This is a genomic window from Brevundimonas sp. NPDC092305 (genome assembly GCF_044755415.1).
GTDB lineage: Bacteria > Pseudomonadota > Alphaproteobacteria > Caulobacterales > Caulobacteraceae > Brevundimonas.
The window spans coordinates 152018-168087 of the sequence record NZ_JBIVQY010000001.1 but is presented as its reverse complement, the minus strand read 5'-3'; the positions used below and the strand labels follow the sequence as shown (position 1 = coordinate 168087).

The window sequence follows — 16070 nt, the reverse complement described above, 5'->3', positions numbered from 1 at the left end:
GGCGGCAATCCCGGCGGCGGCAACGGCGGTGGCGGGAAGCCGCGTTGAGGGCGCGTTGGTCGTCTTTGAGGTTGAAGGCTCGCGATGCGATATCGGCGGCGCTGCTTTTACTGGCGATCGGCGGTGGACTGGTCGCCGGCGCCCTCCGGCCGATCGACGACGTCCTGGCCGTCCTGCGCTTCGACGCGACCTCTCGCCCTGCCAGCCAGTCGCTGACGGTTCTGGAGATCGACTCGCGCAGCCTGCGTTCAGCCGGCGCATGGCCTTGGGATCGGGCCCGATACGCCGAGGCTATAGACAACCTCGTTGAGGCGGGCGCGACCCTTGTCGCCTTCGACGTAGACTTCAGCGCCCCCTCGACGCCCGCGGGCGACAAGGCCCTGGCCGAAGCGATCGCCCGGCATCCGGGGCAGATCGCGCTGGCCAACTTTGTCCAGAACGACACCTACGGCGCCCGCGACAGCGGCGTGGTCGAGAACAGGCCGATCCCCGAACTTCGTCAGAACGCGTTGCTCGCTACCGTCAACGTCCCTGTCGATAGCGACGGCAAAGTGCGTGGCTACGACATGCGTTCGCTCACCTCGTCGCAGCCTTCGGTGGCCGCGCTGATGGCCGGATCGTCCTCGGGTCCCGGGAGCTACGACATCGATTTCGGGATCGATCACCGGACGATCCCCCATCTCAGCTTCGAGGATGTTCTCCAAGACCGGTTCGATCGGTCCCTGGTCTCCGGACGCGTCATCCTGGTGGGGGCGACGGCCCTTGAGCTGGGCGATGAATTCGCCACGCCGGCAGGGCTGATCCCGGGCGTCTACATCCACGGCCTGGCCTACGAGAGTCTGGTTCAGGGTCGCCGCCTCTTCACCCTCCATCCCCTGGCGACGGTGGCGCTCTGCGGCCTGCTCATATTCCTGCTCCGCCCGCGCCGTGGCGGCGGCGCACCCCTCCGTGGACTGATCATTCGTCACGGAGTGAGCGCCCTTCTATTGCTTTTTGCGCCCATCGGATTGCAGGCGATCAGCCCCCTGGGCCTCCAGGTCGGAGTCCTGCTCTGCACCCAGGTCGCCATGGCCGTCTGGGCGACCCGGGTTGAGCTGGCCCGCCGCGCCCACGCGATCATTCAGGAGCGTGAGGCCGGTCTGCTCCATCTCGCGATGCATCAGCCCGAAACGGGTCTCCCAAATCGTCGCTCTCTCACACAACGCATTCAGGCGGCGTGGGAACGCTGCCCGGAGGCCGGGATCGCCGTTGTGACGATCGGCGTGGCGCGGCATGCCGAAATGCGGGGGGTTGTCGGTTACGCTGTCGCTGACGGGCTGCTGTCACAACTTGCGGCACGCACCCGGGCGCTTGTCGGCGTCGAGGTCGCCCAGATCGCGACCTCGACCCTTGCCTTTATGCTTCAGGACCTTCCGGAGGGTGAACTCGGAGGGGTTCTCGACGGTTTGAAATCGCTGGAGACGACCTTTCAGGTCGATGGGCACGCCATCGATATCTTCCTGCGTATGGGCGCAGTCGAAGAAGGGCGAGGCCCGGTGTCCCCGGAGCTCCTGCTCGAGCGGGCGACCCTCGCGCTAAACCATGCCGGAGAGGCGGACGGGCATGCCGTCGTCTACAGCGACGACAGCTTCGGATCACCCGCCAACAACCTCGCCCTCATGTCGGAGATGCGCCGCGCCATGGCGAGCGGCGACATCGCCCTGCACTATCAGCCCAAACTCTCCCTGTCCGACGACGGCGTAAGGTCGGTGGAGGCGCTCTGCCGCTGGCGCCACCCGGAGCGCGGGTTCATTTCGCCGGACCTGTTCATCCCGATCGCAGAGGAAACGGGCCAGATCCGTGCGCTGACGGAATGGAGCCTCGAGCAGGCGATCCGGGATCAGGCGCGCCTGCAGGAGTGGGGGCACGACGTCATGATCGCCCTCAACATATCCGGTCGACTTCTGACGGATGAAGCGTTCCGCACCCACGTCCTCGAACGCGTGGCCCGACACCCGCTGCGCCTCTGCTTCGAAATCACCGAGACGGCGGTCATTCAGCACCCGGTGCTCGCCACCGACGCGCTCGCCGCCTTCCGGTCAGCCGGCATCAAAATCTCGATCGACGATTACGGATCGGGACTGTCGTCTCTCGGCTACCTGAAGGCGTTGAAAGCCGACGAGTTGAAGATCGACAAGTCCCTGGTCGTCGATGTGCTCGACAGCCAGCGCGACCGCTTGATCATGAAGTCGACCGTTGATCTCGCTCACAGCCTCAACATGACTGTGGTCGCGGAAGGCGTGGAGACCGAGGCCTTGGCCGCCAGCCTCCGCCTTCTCGGCTGCGATGCGATCCAGGGCTACTGGTTCGCAAGAGCTCTTCCGATACTGCAGCTCGCGGAGTTTCTGGATGGTCGCGCCGAGGCGTTTCCGACCCTGTCGATGCCAGTGGATTTGTTAAAGGCCGGGTGACCGGCCGAGCGGCGCCGGCCAAAGGCGCGAGGCCGACAAGATTCGGTTGCGAGCCATCGGGATCCGGGCGAACACCGCCCCGATGACCTGCAAGCCCGCGCCGTCGCCGACGTCCTCGACCAGCCGGCAAGGACGGCTTCGGACACGAACTCGGTGAGCAAATCGAGCGAGCCGACCTGCTCCACGCGCAGACTCCGGGCGAAGACGGAATGCGCGAGGAACGGTCATCAAAGCCTCCCGGACGCTAGGTCCGCTGCCGGAGTCTGGCCTATGCGAGCATGCGTACATTCAGCTCCCGGTCCCACTGCCGGGTGCGGGCCGGCTTGAGCCAAGCGTCCGCGCCCTTTGCAATATCCACGACGCCGGCGTCCTTTGCGACACCGGCCTTGTCGAGCAGGGGCTGGGCCTCCGGCGTATGGCCGATCGCTTTCAGGTGGGCGAAGGCGAAGGCGGCGAAGTCGACGGCCGCGCTCTCCTTCAGCAGTTCAGCGCAACCGGCTTCGGACAGCACCAGCGCGACAGCGTCGAACACCACCGACGGCGTGCCGGCCAACTGGCCGTCGGCCTTCAACGTCTTGCCGCCCTTGAGCGTCACGCCGCCGATTTTCGGCGCCACGATCTTGACCGTGGCGCCATCGGCCTCGGCCGCCGCCCTGACGGCCTCGATGACCGCGCCGTCCGCGCCGTCGGTGACGAGGATGCCGACCGCGCGCCCCTTCAGGGTGTCGGGATATTTTCCGACGATGCGCAGGGCGGGGGAGTCATCCATGTCGAACGGCTTGGCGGCCGCGTCGGCCTTCGCGGGCAGGGCGACATTCATACCGTCGGCGGCGCGCTGGGCGAGCGTTTCATCCACGTTTCGGAGGTTGGCAAGCACGCGATTGCGCACATGGTCCATCGTCACCTTGGACAGTTCGAACACCAGCGCACTGGCCAGGTGGGCCTGCTCGATCTCGGTCTGCGAGCGGAAGAACAGTCGCGCCTGACTAAAGTGGTCGGCGAAGCTTTCGGCGCGCAGACGGACCTTGGTCTCCTCCATGGGAACCTCGAAGCTGCGGAAGCCGCCCTTGGGATCCTCGCGCGGACCGCCCTCCTCGCCCGCCTGGCTGAGGCTGTTGGGCTCGTAGTTGGCGCGGCCGGTGAAGACCTGGGTCTGCATCTGTCCGTCGCGTTGCATGTTCTGGAACGGGCAGCCCTTCGCCTGATTGATCGGCAGCTGGTGGAAGTTGACCGTTCCCAGCCGGGACAGCTGGGTGTCCTGATAGGAGAACAGTCGCCCCTGCAGCAGGGGGTCTTCCGAGAAGTCGATGCCGGGCACGATGTTGGTGGGCAGGAAAGCGACCTGCTCGGTCTCGGCGAAGAAGTTGTCGGGGTTGCGGTTCAGGGTCATCTTTCCGACCACGCGAATCGGGTGGAGTTCCTCCGGGATCAACTTGGTCGCGTCGAGAATGTCGAACGGCAGGGCGTCGGCGTCCGCCTGACTCAGCAGCTGCACGCCGAAATCCCACTCGGGGAAGTCGCCCGCGTCGATTGCCTCGAACAGGTCGCGGCGGTGGAAGTCGGGATCGGCGCCGGCGATCTTGACCGCCTCATCCCAGCAGGTCGACTGGGCGCCCAGCCGGGGCCGCCAGTGGAATTTCACGAACGTCGCCTCGCCCCCCGCGTTGATCAGGCGGAAGGTGTTGACCCCGAACCCCTCCATCATGCGCAGGCTGCGCGGGATGGTCCGGTCAGACATGGCCCACATGATCATGTGCGTGGATTCCGGCATCAGACCGATAAAATCCCAAAAGGTGTCATGGGCGCTGGCGGCCTGGGGATAGCCCCGGTCGGCCTCCATTTTCACCGCATGGATCAGATCGGGGAATTTGATCGCGTCCTGGATGAAGAAAACCGGGATGTTGTTGCCGACCAGGTCCCAGTTGCCTTCGGTGGTGTACATCTTCACCGCAAAGCCGCGCACGTCACGGGGCGTGTCCACGGAACCGGCGCCGCCTGCGACAGTGGAGAAGCGGGTGAACAGCTCCGTCGTCTTGCCGACCTCGGTCAGAATTTTTGCCGTGGTGTAATCGGCGAGGCTTTCCGTCAGTTCGAACACGCCGTGCGCGGCCGAACCCCGAGCGTGAACGATCCGTTCGGGGATGCGCTCATGGTCGAAATGTTGGATTTTTTCGCGGAGGACGAAATCCTCCAGCAGGGTCGGGCCGCGAGACCCCGCCTTGAGCGAGTTCTGGTTGTCGCTGACGGGAACGCCGTGGTTCGTGGTGAGGCGGGCGTCGGGCGCAGAGGCGGCCTGATGGGTCTCCCCGCCCGTTCCGGGCGTGGATGTGGTTCTGGAAGCGGCCATGGAAGAAAATCCCGACAAGAGGAAGCGATGGTCTCCCAACGCCCGGCCGTCCGGGCCGCCTCAGCTTGGCCGTAGCTTATTTAAGTTCTGGGAGCCGGCGGGTCGAACGCCATAACGCCTCACCCTGCTGCGCGGGGGGCGTGGACGAGCGTTTCCGGGAGGTCAAATGGCGCCTGGCCGTCACGCTGCCGCCTACGCCTTCCGGGATAAATCCGCTCCAAGGGTTCGGCCGCCGGCGCCCTGGATGCTCGTCGGGTCTTGGCGCGGAAGCGGACAGCCCGGTTTCCGGGCTCACGGCAACGACCTTCATGGCCTCGCCGATGATTTTACAGCCTTGCGACCGGGCAAGCGGTGTCTGAGGAGGCTGTGAAGCTTACGCCTCCGCTGACCTGTGGTGTCAGACCCAGTTAGAGCGTCCCGAGCCATGGCAGTCCGTCCCTCGCCAGACCCCCTCAAGCGGGATTCTGCGCGAACAAGTCCTATGGCGACCGCTCGACAGCCCCGTCGATGTGATCGCGGGTCAGACCGGTTCAGGGTCGTCCACGCCCTGCCAGCTCTCAGCTCAGGCTCTTCATATCGATGACGTAGCGGTACCGCACGTCTCCGTTCTCGATCTTCACATAGGCGTCGTTGATCTCCTCGATGTCGATCATCTCAACCTCGGGAGCGATGTCGTTGGCGGCGCAGAAGTCCAGCACGTCCTGGGTCTCCTGCAGGTTGCCGATCAGAGAGCCGGCGATGCTCTGGCGTCTGAACGCCAGTTTGGAGTTGTCGACCCCGTCAATCACATCGAGATTCCCCACTACGACGAACTGGCCATCGCGCTTCAGCAGATCCAGCAGGGCGCCCACCTCATGCTTCTCCGGCACGGTGGACAGAATGAAGTCGAAGGCGCCCATGTAGTCTGCCAGCGCGGTCTTGTCGGTCTCGATCACCGCGTGGTCCGCGCCGTGCCTGATCGCATCCTTCAACTTGTCCGGACTCGAGGTCAGGACGGTGACCTCGCATCCGATCGCCTTCGCCAGCTTCACCGCCATGTGACCCAGCCCGCCGAAGCCGAGTACGGCGACCTTGTCGCCCTTTTCAATGCCCCAGTGCTGCATCGGCGACCAGGTCGTGACGCCGGCGCACAGAATGGGGGCAGCGGCCTTCGGATCCAGCCCGTCGGGGATGGTCAGGACGAAGTCTTCGGGCACGACGACCACATCGGAATAGCCGCCGAAGGTGTTGTCCCGACCATAGATGTTGGAGTTGTCCTCCGTTTCGGTCGCCGGAGTCATCGGCCCGTTGTAGGTCGCCAGCCAGCCATTCGGCCCCTCGCAGTAGTTCTGATCGCCCTGCTTGCAGGGATCGCATGTCCGGCAGCTGTCGATCATGCATCCGACCCCTACGAGGTCGCCTTCCTTGAACCGGCTCGTCGCGGATCCCGTCGTCTTCACCCGGCCGACGATCTCGTGGCCCGGGATGCAGGGATAGACCGTGTTCTTCCACTCGTTTTTCACCTGGTGGATGTCGGAGTGACAAACGCCAGCGTAGAGCACCTCGATCGTCACCTCATTATCCTTCGGGTCCGGCCGCTCGATCTCCATGCGCTCGAGCTTGGATTGGGCGGTTCTGGCGCCCCAGGCGATGGATTTCATGACGGTGTTCCGCTGGCTTGAACGAGAGCCGGGAAATCCTCGGGATCGCGTCCCTGTTCCGTAAAGCCAAGGTTCCCGGACTGCTCATCGACCCGGTGGGGGGAGCGTCTTCCTCGCGACGCAGTGGAGGATCGACGGAGGGACGTTCACTCATAGGCCGCTTCGGTCCCCTGCACCCTACTCTCGCGGGGGCGCCCAGTCCGATCCGCGGAATACTCCGATATACTGGGCGTAGTCCGACGCGGGAATGGCCGGATCGAGCGTGAAATCCTGTCCTACGGACGTGCGGATCGTCATGAAGTCGCCATTCCCGATCGGACTGCCTTCACCGGCGGGATTGAAGATCAGGATCCGGTCGGGCTTCGAGGCCGCACGCAGGGTCGCCGCCCCCTGGACTTTCACGAAGGGGCCGTCGATGCTGAAGTCCGTCAATCGCAGACGTCGTACCCCCTCGGGAGTGGGAACGGGGATTTGGACGGCGCTGTCCAGGGAGAGGATGGCGATCGTGACGACCTTGTCGCGGCTCGACAGGTCTGACTGGTCAACACGCGCCGCAAACGGCGCGGCGCCGTTCACCGGCCCCTGCATGGCGTGAAACATTCCCCAGAGCCCATAGGCGGGGCGGTCGCCGAGTTCGCCGGAGCGCACAGCCCAGGCATAGGTCTCGAATATCGCCGTCTCGCGGTGGGTGTCTGCAGAGAGCCGCCGAAGGAGGTCCGTCAAACGTCGACCCACGGCGTCGGACGCGCGTCCCTGCAGCGCCGCAAGCGCCAGCGCCGCCTTGCCCCTCGCCCCTCCGGCCGCCCAGGCGCTCTCGTCCAGGACCCCGCCTCGAGCTTCGACCCATGTCCTGAGAAGCGCCCAGTCATGAATGGAATCCACGCCGATGAACCGGACGCGTCGCTCGGCCGGCAGGGTCTGGTTCAGGGCGCGGACGCCCCGGACCTTGTCCTCGAACGCGGTGTTGCCCCACTGCGCCCCGGTGCGCGTCCAGTGGTCGAAGACCCGCTTCAGTAGGGCCTCGTCTCCGGTGTCGAGATAGGCGTTAAGCTGATCGCCCTGCACCGGATCGACCTCGGCGACATAGTCCCGCAGGCCGATGCGTGCATTGAGATGCGTCAGGAGGTCGAGGTCGAGACGCTGGGGCGCCGCCGAACCATGGCTTTCGGCCAGCAGGAACAGCCGGTTCTCATAGAAGGCCGTCGGGAAGTCGAACCTCATACCGCCGGTCACCGGTCCGTCCGCAACGACGTGAGCGGCGAGCCAGGCCGCTGAAGCCTCGTCGACCGTGTCCGCCAGCACTTCGGCCGGAAGGGGTTGCGGTGGTCCGACCTGTGAGGACGCGGGCGCGCCGACCAGCCCGATGGCCAGACTGACGATCGCAAGAAGGGAGGATTTCATTTCGTTTCCAGTTGAAAAGGAAGGGGCGGAGACGATCAGCGCGCGTCTTCGGGCCGGAAGACGAGCAGATCGGCGGGCTGGCAGTCGAGTTCACGGCACAGGGCGTTGAGCGTCGTGAAGCGGACGGCCCGCGCCTTGCCGGTCTTCAGGACCGAAAGGTTGGCGATGGTCACACCCACCCTCTCGGACAATTCCGTCAGCGACATGCGGCGCGACGCCAGGAGCCGGTCGAGTTCCACGATAATCACGGCCACCCCCTCAAACCGTTCCCTGGACGTCTTCGCGCATGTCCGAACCCTGCCGGAACACCTCGGCGAGCATGAACACGACGAGCACCCCGAGCCAGGCGCCAAGGTCCAGCTGAAACCGCACGCCCTCGCCCGTCGGCCCGAGGGCGTGCATGGCCATGGTGGTGAGCTGAAGTCCCGCCATCGCGGCGCCCATCAGGCGAAGTCGACCCACATTGGCGGCTTCAAATGCCCGACCTTCGTTGACCGACAGGAAGATGCGGCGCAGCCGGTTGATGACGAGCCATGTGAAGCCGCAGGCGAAGGCCCCCGCCGCCATTACGGCGGCCAGCCCGCCCGCCCCTTGATCCGTCAAGCCCGGATCGACGTCACGCGCAGCGTCGAAGGTTCCGGAAAGCAGATCGGGCGCCGCCCACGTCGCGATCAGGCTGCCGAGGCAGACAAGGCCGCCGATCAGAACAAGGACATTCGCAATCCCGAGCACCCAGCGCACGACGCTGGCGACCGAGCGTTTCCCAACCAGAGCCACCATATCAAATCCTCCCCGGCCCCCGCGGCCGTCTCGATAAACGATAAGGAATATCGATTATCGATCAAGGATTTTATCGTTATTCGAGATGAAACTTTCGTAATCGATCGGCTGCCGATCGATGTCGGCCTAGCCGCCAGATGGCGCGCCATTGACCGGTGAGCCGGAACACGTGCTGGCCAGACCCGATGCGCTGACGCCGCGCCGCATGACGAGTGCAATGGAGCCGAGCGCGTCAAGGCTGACGGACGGATCGCCAGGCATGGCGATGAAATCCGCCCAGGCGTTGGGTTCCAGGACGCCGATCGCGCCCGGGTCGACCAGCTCGCCGGCGCTGAAGGTCGCGCTCCGGAGCGCCTCTGCGGGCGAGAGGCCCGCATCCAGATAGCCTTCCAGCGTGCTGCGCGCACCCACGCCTCGACCAAGGCCGTAGGGGACGTAGAGGTCCGACCCCATCGCCAACGGGACACCCGCGTCATGCGCCCGGCGCAGCCGGCTGCGCAGCCCGCTCAGTTGCTCGCGCACTTCCGCCTCCGGTGGTCGCACGGGCCAGGTCTCCGTCATCGCCATCGCCATCTCGACGGACGGGTCGGTCGCGACCAGCCAGACCTTGCGCTGCGCCATGAGTGCGAGCGTTTCATCAGACACATCATAGGCGTGTTCGATCGATGACGCCCCCGCCTCGACCGCCTCCCGGATCGCTGCATCCGAGGTGGCGTGCGCTGCGACCGGCACGCCGTGACGGGCCGCTTCGGAGACGATCGCGCGCATTTCCTCGACGGACAGCCGCGTTCGCTGCGGCGTGGCTTCCGGGTACATCTTGATGACCCGCGCGCCTGCGGCGATGGCTTCGCGGACCGCCGCGCGGGCGTCGACCTCGCCGGTCACAATCCGGTACTCGCCCGCCACCAGCTGGTGAGGGTCCGCGCCAAGCCGGGGCATCTGTCCGCCGGCCGGGGCCAGTCCCGGCCCTGATCCATAGATGGAAGGTCCTGCGACGCGTCCGTCCTGAACGGCTCTCGCCAGGGCGATGTCGAGGAACCGGCCGGAATTTCCGAGATCCCTGACGGAGGTGAACCCGGCGTCGAGATAGGATCTGGCGCGGGCCGCCCCGCTCAGCACCCGGTCTGCGTCGCCGCGCACCGCGTGGTCGAGAGCGGCGATGACGCCGAGGTCTTCACCCGGCTTTTCCTCCAGCAGCAGATGCGTGTGAACATCGATCAAACCGGGCACGACGTAGCATCGCGACAGGTCCAGCACCGGCGCGTCCCCTGGAGCCTCCGTAGGGTCACGCACCTCGGCGATCCGTCCGGCCCGGATGAGCAGATCGCGCGGGCCAACCATTCGGCCGGCGCGCGCATCGAAAAGATTTCCCGCCCTGACGAGGAGATCCGGGCCCGGCGGACGCGTCTGGGCAGCCGCCGTACCGGCAAGGACGGCGAGCCCGGCCGCCAAGCTAACGAGACAGGTTTTCAGCCTCATGGCGCTGCCCTTCCCTGATCAAAACGAGGCGTCCGGACCTATCAGTCCGCTGTCGCATTGGCGACACGGGGGCCTCGCGGATCGCGGCCGAACCCTTCCTCGCAGACCGCCCGACCAAAGGCTTCGGACACCATCATCTGGCGGTCAGCGACGAGACCGGCCAGACCGCCGTCGTCCCTCACGAGCGTCGAGACGGGAAATCGTCCGACGACAGCATTGCCGCGACCGGGATCAACGAACTCGACAACGCCGGACAGTCTGTGCTCCCCGCCCCCGTTCAGAAGCGTGGCGAGGCGGCCGTCACGATCAAGACGATCCAGGTGAATCCGGACGTCGATCGGCGCTGTGCCCCACATGCAGTGGCGCAGTTCCTCGCCGACCTCCTCGGTGAAGGTGTCCTGGAAGTCGTCCTCGGCCCGGAGCCAGTCGCTGGACATGTAGATATTCCTGAGCTGGGCGGTCTCCTGCAAACCGGACAGCACCGCCATCGGCGGTCCGTCGCTGACGACGGGCGCGCAGGCGCACAAGCTGATCGCGGCGAACAGGGGCGAGGTTTTCACAATGGCGCGCATGAGCTTCTCCTTTGCGCCGCCCCTAGTCGATCACTGTTCTTCCACCAGTGAATTCCTTGTAACCCGCGGTTGGGCTCCGCGTGCTCCACGCGAAGACTGATCCGTCTGACGGCGAGGCTTGGCTGGGTGGACCACCCTGCCGTCCAGCAGATCGACGCGGACCGGACCCACGCCGTCAGTTCAGCGACACCTCTCCTCGCGCGGAGGATCGGACGGGGCTGCGCGCCTCCAGGGCCAGTCGACGCCGCACAGTTTCTGTCAGCAGGCAGGCCGGGATCTCGACCCTGTCAAGGCTTCCCCCGCTGGCCGCCTCTCGACAGCCGATATCGCGCTGGTCGATCCAGGCCAGTTCCTCGGCGCGCAACCGCGCTTTTCCGGCGTCGCCCAGGCCGGCCATGACCGCGCGGTAAACGGCGTTGAGCCGCGCGTCCTGGGCCTGAAGTTCAGCGTTGAAACACCCGCCCATCGCGACCGACACGCCTTTGGCCGCCTCGCCGGTATCGAGACACTCATGAAGTCGCTGCGGGTATTCCGCCCTCACCTGGGCGTCCGTAATGACGAGCGGTAGAGATGGCGTGGCGTCCTCGACGGGCATCGGGTTCGCCGCTGACGCGGGGAGATTCGCCACAGGCGCCGACGGCGTCGGGGCCGAAGCCGCAGGTGCGGGGGGCGCCTCAGCAGAGCGTGGGGCGGGCCGGTCACATCCAGCTGCAGCGACAGCAAGCATCAGGCAGAGGCCGTAAGCGGGAAGTCTGAACGTTATGGGGACCTCAAGGACGAAGCGGGACGGAAGGAAGCGCCTTGAGGTCGGCCCTCGTCATGGACGTCGAGAGGTCGGTCCCGGTCCCGCGCTTGACGGGCGTGAGGTCGGAGAGCGGCACATGGACAAAGCGATCAGGATCGCTGTCCTCGATCTCAACCAGAAGCTGGCTGACGCCTCCGTCCGCCGTTCGCAGAACCCGGGCGACGTCGCCGACCTCCTGACCGTTCGCGCCGATGATCTCTGCGTCGAGCAGCTGCGCTTCGGTCAGACCGAAGGCGACGACGGCGAGCCCCGACGCGGTTGCGCTGTCCTGGGCCTGTTGCTCAAGCCTGTCCTCGGCGGCGTCCTGGGGATCAGAGCAGGCGGCAAGGGCCAGGCCGCATGCAGCGATCAGGAGCGGAATTTTCATGGGTGATCCTTTGAAGCGTCGCTGTCCTAACGGGCGGGGTCGGACCGGGTTTCCAGTCTGTCGGCGGCCGGAGCCGGCTGTCAGGCCAGCGCGTCCTTATCCGTCGTCAGGACCCGCTCCGCGCCGGACCACTTGCCAGCAAGCCCGGGAACTTCCTCAAGCTGGCGGACATCATCGAAACGTCCGCGCTCCTGCCGGTAGCGGACGATTTCGAAGCCGTGTCCCGAAAGCGGCTCGATGGCGTCGAGTTCTTCTGCGGTTGCGCGGTTCAGATCGAGCATGCAGGTCTCTCCGGAAGGCGGGATCGCAGGCCGGAACGATTGATCGCGTCCTCGGTTCAACGGGCGTTCAGTCTAGTCCTCGCCGATCTTGCCACATGGCCCGTCGGCTTCCCGGTGCTCCGCGCCGACCTCGGCCTGAAGCGAAATCTCCGGCGCCGATGAGACTTACGGCGCGCCCGCGGCTTGCGGGGCCATGTTGAAGATCAAGTCGCGAGGAAATCCGGGCCGAGCTGAAAGCGCTGATCGCGGAAGCCGCGCCAGAGCCTGAGCAGAGCCGGCGGATCGGCCTTCTCACGCTCGCCGAACACTGGGCGGATGTTCTTCGCCGCCGGCGCCGTAAGGACTGACCGGTGCGCTGACCAACCTGGGTCGCGCATTGGACGCCCGGAACGCAGACCTTTCCCACCGGGTTAATGCGGCCGGACAGCAGGGAGTTTGGCCGTGAGCGATCGGATGACGATGCAGGACCCGCGTGGGCAATATCCGAGGCCTCCCTTTGCGGAGCAGCCGCAGGCTGAGCCGGGACTGGCCCGGCTTATGGAGCCTCGCCCCGATCACGGCGAGACGAGCTATCGGGGCTCCGGCAGGCTGACGGGCCGGAAGGCCCTGATTACAGGCGGCGACTCCGGCATCGGCAGGGCTGCGGCCATCGCCTATGCGAGAGAAGGCGCCGATGTGGCGATATCGTACCTGCCCGCGGAGGCCCGCGATGCGGAAGAGGTCATCGCGCTTATCGGGGCCGAAGGCCGTCGCGCCCTCGCCTTGCCGGGAGACATTACGGATGAAGCCTGGTGCAAGGCCCTCGTCCAGCGGACGGTCAGTGATCTGGGCGGACTGGACATTCTGGTGATCAACGCCGGCCACCAGCAGTATCACAATGCGGTTTCCGAGGTCTCAAGCGAGGATTTCGACCGCACCATGAAGACCAATCTGTATGCGCTGCACTGGATCACGAAAGCGGCGACGCCGCACCTGCCGCCGGGGGCCGCGATCATCACGACCGCATCGGTTCAGGCCTACGATCCCTCGGCGATCCTGCTCGATTATGCGACCACCAAGGCGGGTATCGTCGCCTACACCAAGGCGCTTTCGAAACAGCTGATCGAGCGCGGCGTGCGGGCCAATGTCGTCGCCCCCGGCCCGTTCTGGACCGCCCTTCAACCGTCCGGGGGCCAGCCCCAGGACAAGGTGAAGACGTTCGGAGAGCAGAGCGCTTTCGGCCGGCCTGGCCAGCCGGTGGAGATTGCTCCGGTCTATGTCCTGCTCGCCTCACAGGAAGCGAGCTATATCACCGGCGAGGTCTATGGGGTCACGGGCAGCGCCGGCGTCGCATGACGATCACGCAAAGGCTTAGAACGGCCGGTTGGGTGAGCGGACGCTCGAGGCCAAGGCAGACAGTCAGTGCCGCCTTGGCGGAACACGGGGACCGCGAGACGGTTCAGCGTCCATGACCATAAGAACCTATTCCGTAACATTGGGCGCCGAAGGCGGATTGACTCGCGACGTGCGGGTCGCCTCGCCGACCGACGTGCAGGCGGGCGACGCCGCCCGCCCGCTCATGAGCCAGGGCGAAAGCATCCTGTCGATTGTAGAGATCGCGGCGGCGGATCCCTCTGCGCAGGCGGAGCCGCCGAAATCGCAGGCGGCTGAGTTGGCTCCCGTTACGCCGGGTGCAGCCGCCGCGCCGCTTCCTGGCGGAGTTGAGGACAACGACTATGGATGACGCCCGCATCTGGGGTTCCGAGCGTGCGCTCTGGACCGCGAGGCCGGACCAGTTTCGTCGTACGATCGACGTTGCATGCCTGATGGTCTTGCCGGATGCGCCATTCGTCTTCAGCGGTGCGGACGCCGCAAGCGAGGTGGCGCAAACGCCGCGCTGGCAGGGGGTCGAGTTCAGCGATCAACGCGTCGCCCGCCCCGCAGACGGACTGATCGTCATCGCCTACCCCGTCGCTGCGCGCGTCGAGACCCAGACCTATAGCGCGCGCTGCACCACCACTTATCGACGGCTTGAGCACGACGACTGGCGTGTCGTTCAGCATCAGCAGACCCCGACTGCGACGACAGACGTCTGACATCGACGCCAGAGGCAGATCGACACAACTGCTTCGCCATGTTTCAGAAGAGCGTCGCCTGCCTTGCTGATGAGGCGGCTGCGCGTCCGGGACGCCCCCGCCGCTGCAGTTCGGTCTCCGCACTGAATCGAAGGCTCTGGTCCCGATCCGATGCAAGACCGATCAGGGCGGCGTCGTCGACCGCGCTCCAGGGTTTGCCGCGCTCAGGCCCCGTCGGAACACGGGGCAACAGCCCGGGTTCCCGGCTCCAGGCGATCAGCTGCGCGGGCGTGGACAGGTTCAGCATGTCGCGCAGGTGGTGGGCTGTGACATAGGCGTCCGGCAGTGCGCGGTGGGCCGGCAGGCCCAGCGCATGGTCCAGCCCTTCCGGCCGCCTCAGATAGCGCAGCATCTGGTTTGAAAAACGCGGCAGATCCGGCCAGAGGCGCATGGCGCATTTCCAGGTGCAGATCCATTCGACGCCGCCCGCCAAACGGGGGGTGCAGTAGCGCTGCTCGAAGGCGGCCCGATGAGCGGCGAGGGCGAGCACGCCCTCCTCCGGCCGGAGGACCGCAGAAGCTGCGCGAATCCAGAACGGCGCTCCCTCGACGTCTTCGTCGCGGATATGGTGCACGGCCATGGTGTCGGGCGAGATGGGACGGCCCGGGTTGGTGAGCAGGCTCCCGCGCTCGTCGCCCAGACGCCACCGGCCGGCGTGAGAGACGACATCCTGCCAGCCGATTTCGCAGACATCGGTCGGGCCCGGTCCTGCGGTTTCGAGATCGATCACCCTTATGCGCGCTGTCATCATCATACCCTTAGCGGACGATTCCGGCGCAGGGTTGCACGGATCTCGCTCCGGTCTCGGGCTCGCACGGGCTGCGGCGACGCTTGGTTTGCGACGGAAACACCTATCTCCAATCCTCCACAGGACATGAAACGGAGCCCGGGATGGCCGGAGGCTGGACGCGCGACGGCGCGGTTCTCGATCAGATCGATGACACGGTGCTGGACGGCGTGCTGACGGCGCGGTCCCGCATGCCCGCAGGAGCTGGGACCGAAGACTGCATCGCGTGCGGCGAACCCATCCCGCAGGCTCGTCGTGAGGCGTTGCCCGGGGTCACGACCTGCGTCCCCTGCCAATCGGGGCGGGACAGCCGCGTCGTTCTTTCGGGCATCAACCGGCGCGGCAGCAAGGACAGTCAGCTCCGCTGACGCCATGTCCATCACGCTGCCCCTGTTTGCCGAACCCCATCCAGGCATGCCCGGAGACCCCGCGGGCCTGCGATACGCCGAGGGCGTCGTGTCTGTCGAGGCTCAGGTCCAGTTTCTCGCATGGGCGGGATCGCTCGATTTTGCGCCCTTCGATTTCCGGGGCTTCAAGGGGAACCGACGGACCGTTTCATTCGGATCGCGATATGATTTCACCCACGGTCGGGTGTGTCCTGCCGACGCCCTCCCCGAAGGATTGCTTTCCCTGCGCACTGCGGCGGCTGAGTTCGCCGGCATACCTGCCGCCGATCTGGTTCAGGCTCTCGTCACCGAATACGCCCCCGGTGCGGGGATCGGCTGGCACCGGGACAACCTGAATATGGCATGGTCGTCGGTCTGTCGTTCGGGTCCCGCTGCACGCTGCGGTTTCGTCGACCCGGCCCGGAAGGCTGGCGGCGGACCTCGCAAACCCTTCAACCCGGTTCGGCCTATCTGCTCGATGGATCCGCTCGCGACGACTGGCAGCACAGCATCGTCCCGGGCGACGCGCTTCGCTACTCCGTCACGTTCCGGACGATGCGTCGCGTCGTGCCCTGACAGCGGCGGGCCGACCGCAAATCGAATGACCGGGCCTGACCGCCGTCGCGCCTTTTGGGGCTTTGTGCCGATGTCATGCGCCGGC

General features: G+C 66.0%; 17 protein-coding genes. 6 read left to right on the top strand and 11 right to left on the bottom strand.

Features of this window, described 5'->3' with window-relative positions:
* Positions 1 to 71: 71 nt before the first annotated feature.
* The gene (locus ACIQC9_RS00745; RefSeq protein ID WP_400611671.1) at positions 72 to 2450 is read left to right on the top strand and encodes a putative bifunctional diguanylate cyclase/phosphodiesterase; all 2379 of its coding nucleotides are present in this window, start codon (positions 72 to 74) and stop codon (positions 2448 to 2450) included.
* A gap of 268 nt (positions 2451 to 2718) precedes the next feature.
* Here the strand turns inward: ACIQC9_RS00745 and ACIQC9_RS00740 are convergent, their stop codons facing one another.
* The 10 genes from ACIQC9_RS00740 to ACIQC9_RS00695 form a co-directional block, all read right to left on the bottom strand.
* Entirely contained in the window at positions 2719 to 4797 is a 2079-nt protein-coding gene (locus ACIQC9_RS00740; RefSeq protein WP_400611669.1) for a catalase, read from the bottom strand.
* A 557-nt stretch (positions 4798 to 5354) separates the two neighbouring features.
* On the bottom strand, positions 5355 to 6437 hold the full coding sequence (locus ACIQC9_RS00735; RefSeq protein ID WP_400611667.1) for an NAD(P)-dependent alcohol dehydrogenase: 1083 nt from the start codon (positions 6435 to 6437) through the stop codon (positions 5355 to 5357).
* A 177-nt stretch (positions 6438 to 6614) separates the two neighbouring features.
* Entirely contained in the window at positions 6615 to 7838 is a 1224-nt protein-coding gene (locus ACIQC9_RS00730) for a hypothetical protein (RefSeq protein ID WP_400611665.1), read from the bottom strand.
* Positions 7839 to 7873: 35 nt separating this feature from the next.
* A complete protein-coding gene (locus tag ACIQC9_RS00725; protein ID WP_400611663.1) occupies positions 7874 to 8086 on the bottom strand; it encodes a helix-turn-helix domain-containing protein in 213 nt (70 codons plus the stop codon).
* A 10-nt stretch (positions 8087 to 8096) separates the two neighbouring features.
* Positions 8097 to 8618 (bottom strand): DUF2975 domain-containing protein, encoded by a 522-nt coding sequence (locus ACIQC9_RS00720; RefSeq protein WP_400611661.1) that lies wholly within the window; start codon positions 8616 to 8618, stop codon positions 8097 to 8099.
* A 126-nt stretch (positions 8619 to 8744) separates the two neighbouring features.
* Positions 8745 to 9911 (bottom strand): amidohydrolase family protein, encoded by a 1167-nt coding sequence (locus ACIQC9_RS00715; protein WP_400611659.1) that lies wholly within the window; start codon positions 9909 to 9911, stop codon positions 8745 to 8747.
* Between the two features lie 227 nt (positions 9912 to 10138).
* A complete protein-coding gene (locus ACIQC9_RS00710) occupies positions 10139 to 10669 on the bottom strand; it encodes a hypothetical protein (protein WP_400611657.1) in 531 nt (176 codons plus the stop codon).
* Between the two features lie 175 nt (positions 10670 to 10844).
* Positions 10845 to 11264: a lysozyme inhibitor LprI family protein gene (locus tag ACIQC9_RS00705; protein ID WP_400611655.1), complete on the bottom strand. Its 420-nt coding sequence runs from the start codon at positions 11262 to 11264 to the stop codon at positions 10845 to 10847.
* 175 nt (positions 11265 to 11439) lie between these two features.
* Positions 11440 to 11841, bottom strand: a complete 402-nt coding sequence (locus ACIQC9_RS00700; protein ID WP_400611653.1) for a hypothetical protein — start codon at positions 11839 to 11841, stop codon at positions 11440 to 11442.
* An 80-nt stretch (positions 11842 to 11921) separates the two neighbouring features.
* Complete coding sequence (locus ACIQC9_RS00695) at positions 11922 to 12122, bottom strand: ComEA family DNA-binding protein (protein ID WP_400611651.1); 201 nt, start codon at positions 12120 to 12122, stop codon at positions 11922 to 11924.
* A 441-nt stretch (positions 12123 to 12563) separates the two neighbouring features.
* On the opposite strand from ACIQC9_RS00695, the gene ACIQC9_RS00690 reads away from it, so the two are divergent.
* The 3 genes from ACIQC9_RS00690 (at position 12564) to ACIQC9_RS00680 (ending at position 14197) form a co-directional block, all read left to right on the top strand.
* The gene (locus ACIQC9_RS00690; RefSeq protein WP_400611649.1) at positions 12564 to 13457 is read left to right on the top strand and encodes an SDR family oxidoreductase; all 894 of its coding nucleotides are present in this window, start codon (positions 12564 to 12566) and stop codon (positions 13455 to 13457) included.
* Positions 13458 to 13569: 112 nt separating this feature from the next.
* Entirely contained in the window at positions 13570 to 13845 is a 276-nt protein-coding gene (locus tag ACIQC9_RS00685) for a hypothetical protein (RefSeq protein ID WP_400611648.1), read from the top strand.
* Entirely contained in the window at positions 13838 to 14197 is a 360-nt protein-coding gene (locus tag ACIQC9_RS00680) for a DUF4440 domain-containing protein (RefSeq protein ID WP_400611646.1), read from the top strand. Before ACIQC9_RS00685 ends, ACIQC9_RS00680 begins: the two co-directional genes overlap by 8 nt.
* A gap of 43 nt (positions 14198 to 14240) precedes the next feature.
* Here the strand turns inward: ACIQC9_RS00680 and ACIQC9_RS00675 are convergent, their stop codons facing one another.
* Positions 14241 to 14984 carry a DNA polymerase III subunit epsilon gene (locus ACIQC9_RS00675; protein ID WP_400611644.1) on the bottom strand — a complete coding sequence of 248 codons (744 nt, stop codon included), beginning with the start codon at positions 14982 to 14984 and terminating at the stop codon, positions 14241 to 14243.
* A gap of 143 nt (positions 14985 to 15127) precedes the next feature.
* On the opposite strand from ACIQC9_RS00675, the gene ACIQC9_RS00670 reads away from it, so the two are divergent.
* On the top strand, positions 15128 to 15391 hold the full coding sequence (locus tag ACIQC9_RS00670) for a DksA/TraR family C4-type zinc finger protein (protein ID WP_400611642.1): 264 nt from the start codon (positions 15128 to 15130) through the stop codon (positions 15389 to 15391).
* 381 nt (positions 15392 to 15772) lie between these two features.
* A complete protein-coding gene (locus tag ACIQC9_RS00665) occupies positions 15773 to 15985 on the top strand; it encodes a hypothetical protein (protein ID WP_400611641.1) in 213 nt (70 codons plus the stop codon).
* The last annotated feature ends 85 nt before the right edge of the window (positions 15986 to 16070 follow it).